Below are 15,971 nucleotides of genomic sequence, written 5' to 3' on the forward strand. Positions count from 1 at the left end.
GGGTAACCAATAAAAAAGCCGCCCCAGGGCGGCTTTTTTATTGACGGGCGGCGCGCATGGCATCCAGTACTTGCCGTGGCGTCCAATGAAAGCCCTTCAAAATGGCGTAAGCCTTGGGGTGCTGCGCTTTAAGTGAACGGCTGACCAGGGTATGCACGCTCTCCCCTTGGGGGTATATCCCCTTAGGGTCGTCGAGAAACCGCAGATTCAGCTCTTCCACTATCAGGTGCGGCCACCAGGCAGTTACCACCACCGGGCGCCCCTCCTTGACGGCACGCTTAAGAAGATACCCCATTGCCGGCCCCGATCCGGGCAACAGTTTGTTGCCAAGGCCGTAGGCTCCCATGGCCCTTTTGGTCAGGGTCATTAACCCGGCGCCGGGGTCGATACCCAAAATGGGGCCTTTAAAGTCTTTTAGGTCGGTGATGCTTTGCAAGGGGCTGTCTTGCGGCACTGCCAGCCCCAACTTGACCCCTTCAAGATTTGGGCCCAAGTCTTCCACCTTGGCCAAATACAGCTTGGCGTACTGGGCCTGGGTTTGCGGCAGCCAGGCAGAGACCGTGGCATCCACGCTGCCACTGGCCACCCCGGCCCACATGGCACCGGCGGTAACGGGCACCAGCTTGACGGTAAAGCCGGCCGCCTCCAGGCGCTTTTGCACCTGCTCGGTGGCCGCCACCGCCGACGACCACTGCACATAGGCCAGCTTGATGGTGTTGTCCTTGGGCGCCGAGCACCCCGCCAGCAGCAAGGCACAGGCCAATAACCATTTACTCATTGCTCCCGGCCCTTACCCAGCGCTTGGGTGATGCGGTCAAGGATCATCGCCAAAATCACCACGGCAATGCCTGACTCAAACCCCGCCGCCATGTCCATGCTGTTGATGGCGCGCCACACTTCGCCCCCCAGGCCGCCAGCACCGATCATCGCCGAAATAACCACCATCGAAAGGCTGAGCATGATGGTCTGGTTGATACCCGCCATGATGGTGGGCACCGCCAGCGGCAATTGCACCTTGAAAAGCTTCTGGGCAGGAGCCGCGCCAAAGGCATCGGCCGCTTCAATCAGTTCTTCTGGCACCTGGCGAATGCCAAGGGTGGTAAAGCGAATAGCCGGCGGCATGGCAAAGATCACCGTGGCAAAAATGGCCGCCACCGGCCCCAGGCCGAAAAAAGGAATGGCCGGGATGAGGTACACAAAGGCCGGCATGGTCTGCATGAAATCCAGTACCGGCATCACAATGCGATAGCAGGTCTTGTTAAGGGCAGCAGCAATACCGACAGGCAGCGCCAGCACAATGCTCGACAAAGTGGCAAACAGCACCAGGGTGAGGGTCTCAATCATCGGGTACCAGAGTTCCAGGTTCCAGATGAGCCCAAGGCCCAAGGCCGAGGTCAGCGCAAAGCGCCAGCCTTTAAGGCGCCAGGCAATAACGGCGGTGGCCAGGATAAAGGCCCACTCGGGGATCCACATCAAGCAATCAATCACCCAGTCGATGGCCTGCTCGGTGCTGTCGCTAATGGCGCGGGTGGCATTGGAAAATTGGCTGGTCAGCAGGTCGATGCCATCGGCTATCCACTGCCCCAGCGGGATACGGTCAATCATCATTGCACTCCTGCCAGTTCGGACAACACGGCGCCTTTAAGCACCACCCCTTGGATTTTCTGCTGCTCATCCACCACCGGCAGCGGGTAATGGATACCGTCAAAGAGCGGGAACAGCTGGGCCAGGGCATCGCCTTTGGCAACGCTGCGCACATCGGTATTGACGTAAGCCTCCAGGTTTTCGGCTTTGTCAGCCATGGCCTTGGCGATGGCGTCCAGCTCAATCCAACCCACCAAGGTGCCTTGGCGGTCGGTTACCAGAGCGTGGTCCCAGCCTTCTTCATTAAGGGTGTGCAGGGCGGTACGCGGCCCCTGCCCGGCTTTGAGTACACAGCGGGCCTGGGTCATGGCGTTTTCGGCGGTCAGCACCCCGGACATATCCACCCCTTCCACAAAGCGCGCCACATAAGGGTTGGCCGGTTGGGTGAGAATTTCCTCCGGGGTGCCGGCCTGGGAAATAAGGCCGTCTTTTAACAAAATAATGCGATCGCCTATCGCCAGGGCTTCATCAAGGTCATGGGTAATGAAGATGATGGTCTTATGCATCGCCTCTTGCAGCGCCCGAAGCTCCTTTTGCATGTCCCGGCGAATAAGGGGGTCAAGGGCTGAAAAAGCCTCGTCCATCAACAGGATATCCGGGTCTGCCGCCAGCGCTCTGGCCAAGCCCACCCGCTGCTGCATACCGCCGGAAAGGGCCGCCGGTTTGGCGTTCTCCCAGCCCTCCAGGCCCACCTTGCTTAAGGCGTCCATGGCCTTTTGGCGGCGCGTTGGTTTGTCCATCCCCTGCACTTCCAGGCCAAACTCGGTGTTGGCCAGCACAGTGCGGTGGGGCATGAGCGCAAATTTTTGGAACACCATGCCGAATTTTTCACGGCGCAGCTCGCGAAGGGCCTTGGCATCGAGGCTACAGATATCAATGCCGTCGATTTCCACCTTGCCTTGGGAAGGCTCAATCAGGCGGTTAAGGCAGCGCAGCAAGGTGGATTTGCCAGAGCCCGACAAGCCCATGATCACCAACAGCTCGCCCCGTTTTACCTCGAAACTGATGTCCGCCAGCCCCAAGGTACTGCCGGTGGCTTTGAGGATGTCGTTTCTGCCCTCTCCTTTATGGTGGCGGGCAATGACGTCCTCAGCATCCTTGCCGAAGACCTTGTACAACTTGTCGACTTTAAGAATGGCGTCACTCATCAAAAGCCCCCTTATTGCCAGCGGCTAAGGGCCGGGGTGCCGTCGGTGTTGGTTACACCGGCCAGCCAGGTTTTCAGCAGCTCGGGGTGGTTTTTGAGGTAGGCCTTGGCGGCGTCTTCGGCGCTCTGGTGGTCGTTCATGATGGCGTCCATCAGGTGGTTTTCCATGTCCACGGTGAAGGTCAGGTTGTTAAGGAAGTGCCCGACATTGGGGCAGGCCGCCACATAGCCTTTGCGGGTTTGAGTGCGCACCGTGGCCGCGCCGTAATCGGGGCCGAAGTAGTCGTCACCACCTTTGAGGTAGGTGATGTCGAGCTTGGTGTTCATGGGGTGCGGCGCCCAGGCCAGGAACACTATCCAATCCTTGTTTTGGGTAGCGTGCTTCACCTCTGACAGCATCCCCGCTTCGGATGACGCTACCAGGCGGAACCGGCGCAGCCCAAAGGCGTTGTCGTGGATCATATTCTCAACAATCTTATTGCCGTCGTTACCGGACTCCAGGCCGTAGATGCGGCCACGAAACTCGCTCTTGTGCTCGGCCAAGTCTTTAAAGGATGTCACCCCGGCCTTGGCCACATAGCTGGGTACCGCCAGGGTGTATTTGGCGCCCTTGAGGTTGGTGGTCACGGTTTCTACCGCGCCAGAGGCTTCATAGGGTTTGACGATACTGGCCATTGACGGCATCCAGTTCCCCAAAAACACATCAAAGTCATTCTGTTTAAGCCCGGCGTAGGCAATGGGTACCGAGACCGTTTTGCTGTCGGTGTCGTAGCCCATTTTGTCCAGCAGTACCCTTGCAACGCCGGTGGTGGCCTGAATGTCGGTCCAGCCGACTTCGGCAAAGCGCACTTTTTGGCAGCTGTCGCTGACAGCGGCCTGGGCGGAGGTGGCGATCAGGGTGCCCAGCATCAGGGTCAGAACGTGCTTTTTCATGGTGTTAGCTCCTTGGGTTGCTGCGCCTGGCCGACCATCTCGTGCTGCAAAACTGGCAGCCGGTATGGCCCGTGACAGCGCATTCAATTTCATTCGCTTGCTAAACATTAAAACGTTTCTTTATTGAATGTTCAATCAATAAAACGTTAGAGTGAAAAAGAACCTGAAGCGGAGAAGCGGTATGCCCAAGGTAGGAATGGCCCCGGTAAGGCGCGCCCAACTGATTGAATCGGTGATCCGATGCATTGACGACGGCGGCTTATCAAAAGCCACTTTTAAGTCTGTCAGCCAGGATGCTGGCGTATCAGCCGGGATAATCGCCCACTACTTTGGCAACAAGCAGGGGCTGGTTGATGCCACCATGCGTCATTTGCTCAAGAACCTTTTTGCCGATTTAAAAATGGCGGTAAGCGCCTTTGATAAATTAAGCGTACAGGAACGACTATGCGCCATGGTGGAGGTTAACTTTGATGGCAGCCAGCTTCGCAAAGCCATAGGCCGTACCTGGCTCAGCTTTTGGGCCGAAAGCGCCTTTCAGCATGATTTGTCGCGCCTGCAAAACGTCTATGTGGGCCGGATGCAAAGCCTGCTGCGCCACGAGTTTGCCAAGGTGCAGCCAAGGCACCTTGCCAGGGACAACGCCAAGCTGCTGCTGTCGGCCATTGACGGCGAGTGGCTGCGCACCAGCCTGGAAGGCGACAGCTCCGACCCAGCCGCCATACGCCAACGCCTTAACCGTTTGATTTCCTTGCTGCTCAACTGACGAGGACGCCTTATGAACTCCCTCCCCCTTTATATTCATGGCCGCCATGTGGATGCCCAAAGTGCTCAATGCTTTGACAACATCAACCCGGCCACCGAACAGCGCCTGTGCCAGGTGCAAAAAGCCGGCGCCGCCGATGTCGAGGCCGCGGTCGCCTCCGCTCAGGCCGGTTTCAAGATTTGGTCAGCCATGAGCGGCATGGAACGTAAACGCATCCTCGATAAAGCGGTGGCGCTGCTGCGCCAGCGTAACGACGAGTTGGCCAAGATTGAGGTGCTGGATACCGGCAAGCCCCTGTCCGAGGCCATTGAGGTGGATGTGGTCACCGGCGCCGACGCCATCGAGTTTTATGCCGGGCTGGCACCGGCCATTGCCGGCGAGCAGGTGCCCCTTGGAGAAGAGGCCTTCTTTTATACCCGCCGCGAACCCTTAGGGGTGTGCGTAGGCATTGGCGCCTGGAACTACCCCATTCAAATTGCCTGCTGGAAGGCGGCCCTGGCCCTTGCCACCGGCAACGCCATGATTTTTAAGCCCGCCGAGCTAACCCCCACCGGCGCCTTAAAACTGGCCGAAATTTTCACCGAAGCCGGGCTCCCCGATGGGGTTTTCAACGTGCTGCAAGGTGACGGCGAAACCGGCGCCCTGCTCACCGCTCACCCCGGCGTAGCAAAAGTGTCGCTAACCGGGGAAGTGGGCACCGGCAAAAAAGTGATGGCCGCCGCTGCTGGCACCTTAAAAGAAGTGACCATGGAGCTTGGCGGCAAAAGCCCGCTGATCATCTTTGACGACGCCGACCTCGACGACGCCGTGAGCGCCGCCCTGCTTGCCAACTTCTATACCCAGGGCGAGATTTGCACCAACGGCACCCGGGTCTTTGTGCACCAAAGCCTGCATAACGCCTTTGTTGAAAAAGTGGTTGAGCGCACCCGCGCCATTCGCGCTGGCGACCCCATGGATATGAACACGCAGCTCGGCGCCTTGATTAGCGACGCTCACCTGCAACAAGTGCTTGGCGCCATCGAACAAGGCAAAAAAGACGGCGCGCGCCTGGAAGTGGGCGGTAACCGTATTGGCAGCACCGGCGCCTTTGTCGAGGCCACCGTCTTTAGTGGCGTTACCGACGACATGGCCCTGGCCCGAGATGAAATTTTTGGCCCAGTGATGAGCATCCTCACCTTTGAAGACGAGCAAGAGGTCATCGAACGGGCCAACAACACCGACTTTGGCCTGGCCGCCGCCGTTTTTACCCGCGACCTCAAGCGCGGCCACCGGGTTATTCACCAACTCCAGGCCGGCATTTGCTGGCTTAACGCCTACAACCTCTCACCGGTAGAAATGCCCGTGGGCGGTTACAAGGCCTCCGGCATCGGCCGTGAAAATGGCCTTGAGAGCATCCGCCACTACACCCAAGTCAAAAGCGTTTACGTCAATCTCGGCGGCGTTGAGAGTCCGTTTTAAGGAGGCAGTATGAAATCCTTTGACTACATCATCATCGGCACCGGCTCGGCAGGCTCGGTGCTGGCCAACCGGCTATCAGCCAACCCCGAGCACCGCGTGCTGGTACTGGAAGCGGGCCGCCGCGACGACACCTGGAAGGTGCAAATGCCAGCGGCGCTGACTTACAACCTGATGGACGACAAGTACAACTGGTACTACCAGACCGAGCCGCAAGAGCACATGAACAACCGCCGCTGCTACTGGCCCAGGGGCAAGGTGTGGGGCGGCGGCTCCTCGTTAAATGCCATGGTCTATGTGCGTGGCCACGCCGAAGATTACAACCGCTGGCAGCAAGAAGGCGCCGAAGGTTGGTCTTATGCCGACGTGCTGCCGTACTTTCGCCGCTCAGAGACCTTTGAACTGGGCAGCGACAGCTACCGGGGCGATAACGGCCCGCTGAAGGTTACCCGCGGCAAAATCAAGAACCCCCTGTATGAGGCCTTTATCCGCGCTGGGCAGCAGGCCGGTTACCCCTATACCGAAGATATGAACGGTTATCAGCAAGAAGGGGTGGGCTGGATGGATATGACCATCTTTCAAGGCCAGCGCTGGTCAACCGCCAAAGGGTACTTGCGCCCGGCTCTGACTCGCCCTAATCTTCGCGCCGAAACCGGCGCCCTGGTCACCCGCATCCTCTTTGAAGGCCAGCGGGCGGTGGGGGTTGAGTACCGGCAAAACGGCCAAACGGTGCAGGTAAAAGCGCAAAAGGAAGTGATCCTCAGCGGCGGCGCCATTAACTCGCCACAGCTCTTGATGCTGTCCGGCATAGGCCCGGCCGATGAGCTAAAAAAACACGGTATTGAGGTGGTGGCAGACCTGCCCGGCGTGGGCCAGAACCTGCAAGACCACCTTGAGATTTATGTACAGCAAGCCTGCACTCAGCCTATCACCCTGTTTAAAGCGACTAAGCTCCATAACATGGCCATGATGGGCGCACAGTGGTTTTTAACCCACACCGGCTGGTGTGCCACTGCCCATTTGGAGGCAGGCGGCTTTGTTCGCCGAAATAACGAAGTGGAACACCCGGATATTCAGTTTCACTTTTTACCCGGGCTGGTGAATGACCACGGCAGGGACCAAGGTGACACCCACGCCTTCCAGGTACACGTGGGGCCCATGCGTCCTGTATCCAAAGGTTTTTTGGCGCTGAAAAGTGCCAATCCGGACGATCACCCCATTATCCAGCCCAATTATTTGGAATCTGAGCAAGATCGCATAGAAATGCGCGATTCGGTAAAAATTACCCGTGACATTTTTGCCCAAAAAGCGTTTGATTTATTTCGTGGCGAGGAGATCCGGCCAGGTTCCAGCTGTACCACGGACAAAGACATCGATGCCTTTGTTCGTGAAAAAGCGGACTCCGCCTATCACCCCTGCGGTACCTGCAAAATGGGCACAGATCCCATGAGTGTGGTAGACAGCCAAGCCAAAGTGCATGGCGTTGCAGGGTTAAGGGTGGTGGACGCCAGTATCATGCCCAGCATCGTGTCAGGCAATTTAAATGGCCCGACCGTGATGATGGCGGAGAAATGTGCCGATCACATTCTAGGGAACGAGCTGCTTGCACCTTCTTCGGTCCCGGTTTTTGACTGGCGCAAAGACACTCCGTCTTATCAGGGCTAAGCAAAAAACCAACAGAAGGGAACGACATGAAAAAAGCATTGATTGCGTCAGTCATCGCCAGCAGTTTTGCGTTTGCCGCTAACGCCACCGACTATTCCGCCACCTTAACCGGTGCCAGCGATTATCTGTTCAACGGTATCAGCCAAACCGGCGAAGATCCGGCCATTCAAGGCAGTTTTGATATTGGCTTCGACAACGGTTTCTACGTGGGCACTTGGGCGTCCAACGTGGATTTTGGCTCCGGTGACGACGCCAAGGCCGAGTGGGACTTCTACGCCGGTTACAGCCAGGATTTTGCCGATGGCTGGAACTACGATCTGATGATCAACCAGTACACCTACGTGGGTGAGTCTGATTACAACTACCCCGAAGTGTCCGCGGCCATCACCGCCCCCACCGACACCACCCTGCGGGTTTGGTACACCTGGAAACAGTTCGGCCAGAGCAACCTGGACCACACCTATATCCAGCTGCACCAGGGCTACGCCATTGACGAGATCTGGGGCCTCGAAGCGTCTTATACCTACAGCAAGGCCCTGTCCGGCCCGGGTTCTGACGTGTTTTGGTACGGCAAAGACCACTACAGCAACTGGCTGGTGGGTGTAACCGCCTCCTACCAAGGCTTTGATTTTGCCCTTAACTGGCAGGACACCGACATCGACGACGCCAAGGAAGCCGATGGCCGTATCTTCTTCTCCGTGTCCCGGACCTTTGATTTCAAATAAGACTTATCGCATCAGGGCTGGTGTTTGCCGCGCCCTTGATGAATAAACCTCCAACGAGGGCTAGAATTGTTCTTGTCCTCCCTTAGCCTGGCTTGCCAGACGCTAAGATGTTTCGCCGCCACTCCCTTGGCGGCGATTTTTTTTGTTGACTTCCCATGAAAACCCATGCAAGTTCTTCTGCATGAATATGTCAGGCAGCGTTACTTCACCCCAGCATCACGGCCACACAATGGACCGTGATTTTCTGTGCCTGAACACCAACCTCCTTCTTGGTCTCCTCCTCCTTCTTAAGCGCGGGAGCGGGCACCTTTTGTAATTTGAAACGCCAACAGGCAACCAGATTTCAAAAAACCCGCTCCCCAAGAGCGGGTTTTTTTATGGCTTATTTTCAGGAGAATTCACATGTCAGACAAAGTCATCATTTTCGACACCACCTTGCGGGACGGCGAACAATCACCCGGCTGCGCCATGACCCTGGCCCAAAAGCGCCGCATGGCCAAATCCCTGGGCGCCCTGGGGGTTGACGTGATTGAAGCGGGCTTTGCCGCAGCCAGCCCCGATGACTTTAACGCTGTGGCCTCCATCGCCCGCGAAGTTAAAGGCCCCACTATCTGCGCCCTGGCCCGCTGCAATGACAACGACATCCGCGAAGCCGCCCGCGCCCTGGAAGAGGCAGAGAAAAAACGCATTCACGTCTTTATCGCCACCAGCCCGCTGCACCGCGAGCACAAGCTGAAGATGACCAAAGAACAGGTGATTGAGCGGGCCATCAACGGCGTGAAACTGGCCAAGAGCTTTGTAGACGACGTGGAGTTTTCCTGTGAAGACGCCACCCGCACCGAGAAGGATTACCTGGCCCAGGTGGTAGAAGCCGCCATTGAAGCCGGCGCCACCACCATCAACATCCCGGACACCGTCGGTTACACCACCCCCACCGAGATGTTCGAAACCATCGACTTTTTGAAAAAGCACGTCGGCAACATCGAGCAAGCCATTATCTCCACCCACTGCCATGACGACCTGGGCCTGGCGGTTGCCAACAGCCTGGCTGCCGTGGAAGCCGGCGCCCGCCAGGTGGAATGCACCTTGAACGGCATCGGCGAGCGGGCCGGTAACTGCGCCCTGGAAGAAATCGTGATGGCCATCAAGACCCGCGCCAACCACTACGGCCTGGACACCGGCGTACGCACCGAGCAAATCCTGCCAAGCTCGCGCCTGCTGTCGGCCATCACCGGCTCTGTGGTGCCCCGCAACAAGGCCATCATCGGCGACAACGCCTTTGCCCACGCCTCCGGTATTCACCAGCACGGCATGCTGAGCCACCCCGAGACTTACGAGATCATGCGCCCGCAATCCATCGGCCGGGTTGATACCAGCCTGGTACTGGGCAAACACTCTGGCCGCCACGCCCTGGTAGACAAGGTTAAAGAGCTGGGTTTTGACGCCGCCAGCGAAGACATCGACCGCATCTTTGCCGACTTTAAAAACCTGGCCGACCGCAAAAAGCACATCACCGACGCCGACATCGAGGCGCTGGTCGTTGGCCAGGCCAACACCGGCCCCTGGCAGCTGGCCCAGATGCAGGTGACCTCCGGCACCGGCGACGCCATCGCCTCGGCCGCCGTGTTTATCATCGGCCCTGACGGCAGCGAGCACCGGGAAGCCGCCACCGGCGACGGCCCGGTCGATGCCGCGTTTCGCGCCATTGAACGCGCCACCGGCATGGAGATCCATCTTGAGGGATTGTCAGTGAATTCCATTTCCGAAGGTATCGATGCCCAGGGTGAAGCCCAGGTGCGTGCCCGCTTTGCCGGCCAGAGTTTCCATGGCCGCGGCACCTCCACCGACATCGTTGCCGCCTCCGTGTCCGCCTTTATGGACGTGATCAACCGCATCAGCCGTCAGATGGCTAAGGCCAGCTAAGGAATGCCCAGCATGAAGCACGCTCAGACAATCACCCGGCAATCCGTAGCGGCTGTATCAGCCGTCGTCCTGGCCAAAGCCAGCTAAGGAGCAAAAGACCATGGCACAGACAATGTTCGACAAGATTTGGCAGCGCCATATCGTCAAACCGGCTGAGAACGGCCACCCGGCGGTGATTTACATCGACCTGCATTTGATCCACGAAGTCACTAGCCCGCAAGCCTTTACCGAGCTGAAAAACCGGGGCCTGACCGTGCGCCGCCCCGACAAGGTGCTGGCCACCCTGGACCACTCCACCCCCACCTCGGCCCCCGATGCCCAAGGCCAGCGCAAGTATGTGTCTGAAGCGGCCTGGCAACAGGTGCGCAAGTTGCAGGAAAACTGCCGCCGTTTTGGCATCCACCTGCACGGCTTTGACAGCCCCCACCGCGGCATTGTGCACGTGATGGGCCCGGAGCTGGGCGCTACCCAGCCTGGCATGACCATTGTCTGCGGCGACTCCCACACCGCCACCCACGGCGCCTTTGGCGCCCTGGCCTTTGGTATTGGTACCACCGAAGTGGGCCATGTACTGGCCACCCAAAGCCTGCTGCAACACAAACCCAAGACCCTGCGCGTGTGGGTAGATAACACCCTGCGCCCAGGCGTTGGCGCCAAAGACCTGATTTTGCACATCATCGGCAAACTGGGCATGGGCGGCGGTACCGGCCACGTTATCGAATACGCCGGCCCCGCCATTGAAGCCCTGACCATGGAAGAGCGGATGACGGTGTGCAACATGTCCATCGAAGCGGGCGCCCGCGCAGGGCTGATTGCCCCCGATGAAACCACCTTCAACTGGCTGCGTGGCCGCCAGATGGCTCCCAAAGACTTTGACGCGGCCTGCGCCGACTGGCGCACCCTGCGCACCGACGAAGGCGCCAGCTTCGACAAAGAACTGCGCGTCGATGCCGCCAAAATCGGCCCCACCATCACCTACGGCACCCACCCGGGCATGGTGATTCCTATCGGCGCCGCCGTACCGGCCGCCCGCGACGAAGTGGAAGCCAAGGCGCTGAGCTACATGAACCTCAAGGCCGGCGAGCAGTTGTCAGACCGTAAAGTAGACATCGTCTTTATCGGCTCCTGCACCAACGGCCGTTTGTCCGACATGCGCGAAGCGGCCAATGAACTCAAGGGTCACAAGGTAGCCAAGAGCGTGCGGATGATGGTGGTGCCGGGCTCTGAAGACATCAAGCGCCAGGCCGAAGCCGAAGGCCTGGACAAAATCATCCTGGCCGCTGGCGCCGAGTGGCGTGAACCGGGCTGCTCCATGTGCATCGCCATGAACGGCGACATGGCAAAGCCGGGCCAGACCGTGGTGTCTACCTCCAACCGTAACTTTGCCGGCCGCCAGGGCCCGGGCTCCCAAAGCTTTTTGGCCAGCCCCGCCGTTGCCGCCCGCGCCGCCGTTAGCGGCTTTGTCTGCGAGCCCCAAGCCATCGAGGAAACCGCATGAAAATCGACTCCAAAATCCTGGTGGTTCGCCAGAACAACATCGACACCGACCAAATCATCCCGGCCCGGTTTTTAACCACCACCACCCGTGAGGGCCTGGGCCAACATGCCTTTGCCGACTGGCGCTACCAGAACGGCCAAAAGACCGACTCCATTTTGAATACTGAGCACGGCTGCACCGTGCTGGTAGGCGGCGAGAACTTCGGCTGTGGCTCGTCTCGTGAACACGCCCCCTGGGCCATGCTCGATTACGGCTTTAAAGCGGTGATCTCCAGCCAAATTGCCGACATCTTCCGTGGTAACGCCCTTAAAAATGGCCTGGTGCCAATCGAGGTTACCCCCGAGCAGCACCAATACCTGCTAGACCACCCCGACACCCGGGTCAGCATCGACGTCACCGACGCCACCGTCACCTTGGATAACGGCCAGGTGTGGTCTTTCGAGCTGGACCCATTCAGCCGCCACTGCATAGTGCAAGGGGTTGATCAGCTGGGCTATTTATTGAATCTTGATAGGCAAATTCGCCAATACGAGGAGAGCCACCCGTGAAGGCCAATATCGTTTTACTGCCCGGCGACGGCATAGGCCCGGAAGTCACCCAGGCGGCCAAGGCCGCCCTCAGCGCCATCGCCAAGCGCTTTGGCCATGAATTTGCCATCAACGAAGCCTTGATGGGCGGCGCCGCCATCGACGCCACCGGCGAGCCGCTGCCGGCCGCAACCCTGGCCGCTTGCCAAGAAGCCGACGCGGTATTCCTCGGCGCCGTTGGCGGCCCCAAGTGGGACAAAAGCGAAAAGCGCCCTGAGCAGGGCCTGCTGGCCATTCGTAAAGCCCTGGGCTTGTATGCCAACCTGCGCCCCGCCGTCACCCACCCTGCCCTTTATGATGCCAGCCCCATCAAGGCCGACCGCCTGGAAGGGGTGGACATCATGGTGGTGCGGGAGCTGACCGGCGGCATTTACTTTGGCGAGAAGGAAGAAGGCACAGATACCGCCTGGGACCGCTGCGCCTACAGCGGCGAAGAAGTAGACCGGGTGCTGCACCAGGCTGCCAGGCTCGCGAAAAAGCGCGGCGGCAAGGTAACCATGGTGGATAAAGCCAACGTGCTGGCCACCTCTCGCCTGTGGCGCCGGCGCACCGAAGCGCTCTTTGCCGAGCACTACCCGGAGCTGGAACTGGAGTTTTTGCTGGTAGACGCCGCCGCCATGCACCTTTTGTCGCGCCCGGCGAGCTTTGATGTGCTGGTCACCGAAAACCTCTTTGGCGACATCCTCACCGACGAAGCGGCCATGCTGGTCGGCTCCCTGGGTATGTTGCCCTCCGCCTCCCTTGGCAACAGCGGCCCAGGCCTGTTCGAGCCCTGCCACGGCTCGGCCCCAGACATTTCCGGGCAAGACAAAGCCAACCCCTTTGCCGCCCTGCTCTCTACTGCCATGCTGCTGGAGCTGGGCCTTGGCTTAACTGAAGAGGCGCAAATTCTCAAAGAAGCAGTGTACGACTGCCTCACCCAAGGCCAATGCACCGGCGATTTGGGCGGCAAACTCGGCACCAAAGCCGCCACCCAGGCAGTACTGGCCCGCATTATTTAATGCCATTAAAAATGGAAAAGCCCGGCATAAGCCGGGCTTTTTTATGGGGCGATTATTTTTAAATAAAAATGCAGCTTGATAGATAAGCAATGTTAAAGCTTATTTTTCAAACAACGTGGATGCATTCAAACTTCATCCCTTGCTCAAAAATTGGCTTTAATAAAGTGTTTCTATATGCCAGCAGTTGAGGGAAAATAGCGGCCCGAAAGATGGGTTACGTGTTTTGAGAGGATCTCGTGAGCATTTTTAGATGCTTATTCGAATATGGCGTTGTGTTTATTGCCGCCATGATTGCCAGCCATATCGTGGCTTACCAACGGCATGTCGTGTGGGTGTTATTAATTTGGGCGTTGCCGCTACTGATTAGCGCCATTGCCGCCAGCCGCTCCTGGAAAATGCCAAGGCTATATCGCCTTGTTAACGCCATCTGGCACCCCTGGGGCAGTACCGACCCAAAAGCCGAACTCGGTGTTTATATGGGCTCGATTGTGTTTTCAGCCTTAGTGCTACTGGAAGTGGTTATTTATTATGCTTGGGCGTTTTTGGCAAACAACTAAGGCACTGCTGAAACGCCAACACTCTTTCAAAAACTGCACTTTATCAGACGCGCATCAATTTCCTCTTTGTCTGTGATTAATGCGCGTCCATTAGAGCGGGAAGGTGCACGCTCCGCAACGTTGCTTTGTTAGTTTCAGGACTCAGCAAGTGCAGCCAAAGCCTCGCCCGTTAACTGATAACCAACCCACTCATCTTTCGGTTTCGCACCAATCGACTTATAAAAATTAATTGCGGGCTCATTCCAATCTAAAACGCTCCACTCAAACCTTCCACAACCCTTTTTGACCGCGATTCTGGCAAGATGCTTTAAGAGAGCCTTACCAGCCCCACTACCTCTTTCTTTCTGAGAAACATATAAATCTTCGAGATAGAGACCATGTCTTCCAAGCCAAGTAGAATAGTTAAAGAAATAAACTGCAAATCCAATTGGAACTCCATCCTTCTCGCAGATCACAGCTTGAGTAACTGAGTCTTCACTAAATATTGACGTTTCAATAGAAGATTCAGTTGCTATAACTTCGTGCTCTGCATTTTCATAACTAGCCAACTCCTTAACAAATCTAAGAATCAAACCTGAGTCACTACGCTCTGCCTCTCGAATAACTAATGACATCGATACTCCATTTTGACACTAACACCTAAATAAAAAAGAAAAAAACACACCCATCTAATCATGGCAAAGTTTCCTCGTGAAAACTAGCCTTGAAAGACCTTCTCTTGATAAAGACTTCGGCCATAACCCGCCTTGTACGGGGAAATACGGGAGGGGAAGACAGGGGAAGACAGGGACACCCATCTGGTTATTAAAAAACAATGGCATCAGAGCGAAGCAAACAACCTCTAAGGCTGATTAATACCGCACTGTCGATGGAATGTGAAAACTGGACTTTGGTTACTCAGAAGATGCGTGTGATTTTTTATTTTTCTTATATTCTCGTGCCAATTAAGAAAGAACAGCCCTCGGGTAAACTACTTGTATTCAGAGAAACCAATTCCAATAATTCTATCTCACTTACCTTGTCTGCACCCTTAGAGCGTCTTATTTCAAAGTAATAGTCTGCATATGGCGAGCCTTTTTTTTGCAATTCCAAATATGGGTACTGCCTGTACTTCCATATGCCATCTATTGATTCAATTACCTTGTCGCCGCCTTTTGATAATGATTCGAGACTGAATGAACCATTCTTATTAAGCTTCAGAGAGGTCGCTGTGCCACAATTTTTCGCTTTATAAGCGTTAATTAAATCTTGCTTAAAAAAAGCAATGTCGTTATCTATAGTTTTAGGGAACAAAAATAACGCTATTGAGTCCTTTGTATACCAGTGGTTTCCTGCATTAAAAAATTGTTTTTGCTGAATTGAAAATCCAGCAGAAGCAGATAAGCTAGACACGATATCGATAGACTCAGGCTTCTGTATAAGTAATGAGTAGAGGAGAGTGTTTTCTGTTATATCGGTTGGAAAATCAAAATCGTTTATCTCCACGTGATATTTATCCAATTTCTCGAAGGTGTTTATTACAGCCTCCTTTTGGTTGTCATTTAGATACTTTGCATAAAAATATACAGTGGATTGACTGGTACAACCAGATAACAATAACAATATAAAAATCAGTAATTTATTTATCTTTTTCATACGTTAATCATCGCTATCAGAGTTTCCTAACTGTCGATGCAATGCGAAACTGGACTTTTGGTTACTCAGAAGATGGATGTCCTTTGTTATTTTTGTTATTTCGTTATTCTTTGTTATTGTCCTTTTCTTTTTCAATTACATACGTAGTGAATTTATTTATTTCATCTTCCAAGTGCAATCTTCTACAGTTTGGGCATTGATATACCGTAATAGATTTCTCATCAAGCGCTTCATATAGCTGATCAGACGAGAGTTCCTCTCCACTATCCAATCTTTCTCCAAATTTATCTATTACTGCCTCTGGAATCAATGTCAGCTCATAGTCTGACCATCCTTGAGAAAGATTCATAATGTAACCACAAACACAAGAGTACTTTGACAAAGCTAGTCCCCTACAGCTTAGCGAGTGATTTGAACCAATTGTTAGATGCATTGCAC

Annotated in this window: 16 protein-coding genes; 9 read left to right on the top strand and 7 right to left on the bottom strand. The window is 55.8% G+C overall.

Going from position 1 to position 15,971, the window contains the following annotated elements; translation table 11 throughout:
* Positions 1-37: 37 nt before the first annotated feature.
* Genes AC22G1_RS13265 through choX form a run of 4 tightly spaced genes read right to left on the bottom strand, consistent with a single transcriptional unit; the run spans position 38 to position 3,724 of the window.
* Positions 38-778 carry a glycine betaine ABC transporter substrate-binding protein gene (locus AC22G1_RS13265; RefSeq protein ID WP_487313796.1) on the bottom strand — a complete coding sequence of 247 codons (741 nt, stop codon included), beginning with the start codon at positions 776-778 and terminating at the stop codon, positions 38-40.
* The gene (locus AC22G1_RS13270; RefSeq protein ID WP_487313797.1) at positions 775-1,605 is read right to left on the bottom strand and encodes an ABC transporter permease; all 831 of its coding nucleotides are present in this window, start codon (positions 1,603-1,605) and stop codon (positions 775-777) included. The genes AC22G1_RS13265 and AC22G1_RS13270 overlap by 4 nt, the downstream gene beginning before the upstream one ends.
* Complete coding sequence (locus AC22G1_RS13275; RefSeq protein WP_487313798.1) at positions 1,605-2,792, bottom strand: quaternary amine ABC transporter ATP-binding protein; 1,188 nt, start codon at positions 2,790-2,792, stop codon at positions 1,605-1,607. Before AC22G1_RS13275 ends, AC22G1_RS13270 begins: the two co-directional genes overlap by 1 nt.
* A gap of 11 nt (positions 2,793-2,803) precedes the next feature.
* On the bottom strand, positions 2,804-3,724 hold the full coding sequence (choX, locus tag AC22G1_RS13280; RefSeq protein WP_487313799.1) for a choline ABC transporter substrate-binding protein: 921 nt from the start codon (positions 3,722-3,724) through the stop codon (positions 2,804-2,806).
* Positions 3,725-3,905: 181 nt separating this feature from the next.
* Between choX and betI the strand changes: the two genes are divergently transcribed.
* The 9 genes from betI to AC22G1_RS13325 all read left to right on the top strand — a co-directional run bounded on the left by betI (position 3,906) and on the right by AC22G1_RS13325 (position 13,898).
* Positions 3,906-4,487 (top strand): transcriptional regulator BetI, encoded by a 582-nt coding sequence (betI, locus tag AC22G1_RS13285; RefSeq protein ID WP_487313800.1) that lies wholly within the window; start codon positions 3,906-3,908, stop codon positions 4,485-4,487.
* 12 nt (positions 4,488-4,499) lie between these two features.
* A complete protein-coding gene (gene betB / locus AC22G1_RS13290; RefSeq protein WP_487313801.1) occupies positions 4,500-5,945 on the top strand; it encodes a betaine-aldehyde dehydrogenase in 1,446 nt (481 codons plus the stop codon).
* A gap of 9 nt (positions 5,946-5,954) precedes the next feature.
* Positions 5,955-7,607, top strand: a complete 1,653-nt coding sequence (gene betA, locus AC22G1_RS13295) for a choline dehydrogenase (RefSeq protein WP_487313802.1) — start codon at positions 5,955-5,957, stop codon at positions 7,605-7,607.
* 26 nt (positions 7,608-7,633) lie between these two features.
* A complete protein-coding gene (locus AC22G1_RS13300; RefSeq protein WP_487313803.1) occupies positions 7,634-8,332 on the top strand; it encodes a TorF family putative porin in 699 nt (232 codons plus the stop codon).
* 402 nt (positions 8,333-8,734) lie between these two features.
* A complete protein-coding gene (locus tag AC22G1_RS13305) occupies positions 8,735-10,255 on the top strand; it encodes a 2-isopropylmalate synthase (protein WP_050660621.1) in 1,521 nt (506 codons plus the stop codon).
* Positions 10,256-10,355: 100 nt separating this feature from the next.
* A complete protein-coding gene (leuC, locus tag AC22G1_RS13310; protein WP_170164153.1) occupies positions 10,356-11,753 on the top strand; it encodes a 3-isopropylmalate dehydratase large subunit in 1,398 nt (465 codons plus the stop codon).
* Positions 11,750-12,301, top strand: coding sequence for a 3-isopropylmalate dehydratase small subunit (leuD, locus tag AC22G1_RS13315; RefSeq protein WP_487313804.1), 552 nt, complete (start codon positions 11,750-11,752; stop codon positions 12,299-12,301). The genes leuC and leuD overlap by 4 nt, the downstream gene beginning before the upstream one ends.
* Positions 12,298-13,341: a 3-isopropylmalate dehydrogenase gene (leuB, locus tag AC22G1_RS13320; RefSeq protein WP_487313805.1), complete on the top strand. Its 1,044-nt coding sequence runs from the start codon at positions 12,298-12,300 to the stop codon at positions 13,339-13,341. Before leuD ends, leuB begins: the two co-directional genes overlap by 4 nt.
* 272 nt (positions 13,342-13,613) lie before the next feature.
* Positions 13,614-13,898, top strand: a complete 285-nt coding sequence (locus AC22G1_RS13325) for a hypothetical protein (protein ID WP_487313806.1) — start codon at positions 13,614-13,616, stop codon at positions 13,896-13,898.
* Positions 13,899-14,032: 134 nt separating this feature from the next.
* Here AC22G1_RS13325 and AC22G1_RS13330 read toward each other — a convergent pair whose 3' ends face one another.
* From AC22G1_RS13330 to AC22G1_RS13340, 3 genes are all read right to left on the bottom strand, one after another.
* A complete protein-coding gene (locus AC22G1_RS13330) occupies positions 14,033-14,512 on the bottom strand; it encodes a GNAT family N-acetyltransferase (RefSeq protein ID WP_487313807.1) in 480 nt (159 codons plus the stop codon).
* 313 nt (positions 14,513-14,825) lie between these two features.
* Positions 14,826-15,533, bottom strand: coding sequence for a hypothetical protein (locus AC22G1_RS13335; protein ID WP_487313808.1), 708 nt, complete (start codon positions 15,531-15,533; stop codon positions 14,826-14,828).
* Positions 15,534-15,636: 103 nt separating this feature from the next.
* On the bottom strand, positions 15,637-15,882 hold the full coding sequence (locus AC22G1_RS13340; protein WP_487313809.1) for a DUF8617 domain-containing protein: 246 nt from the start codon (positions 15,880-15,882) through the stop codon (positions 15,637-15,639).
* Positions 15,883-15,971: the final 89 nt, after the last annotated feature.

It is taken from the genome of Gallaecimonas zhanjiangensis (genome assembly GCF_057624825.1).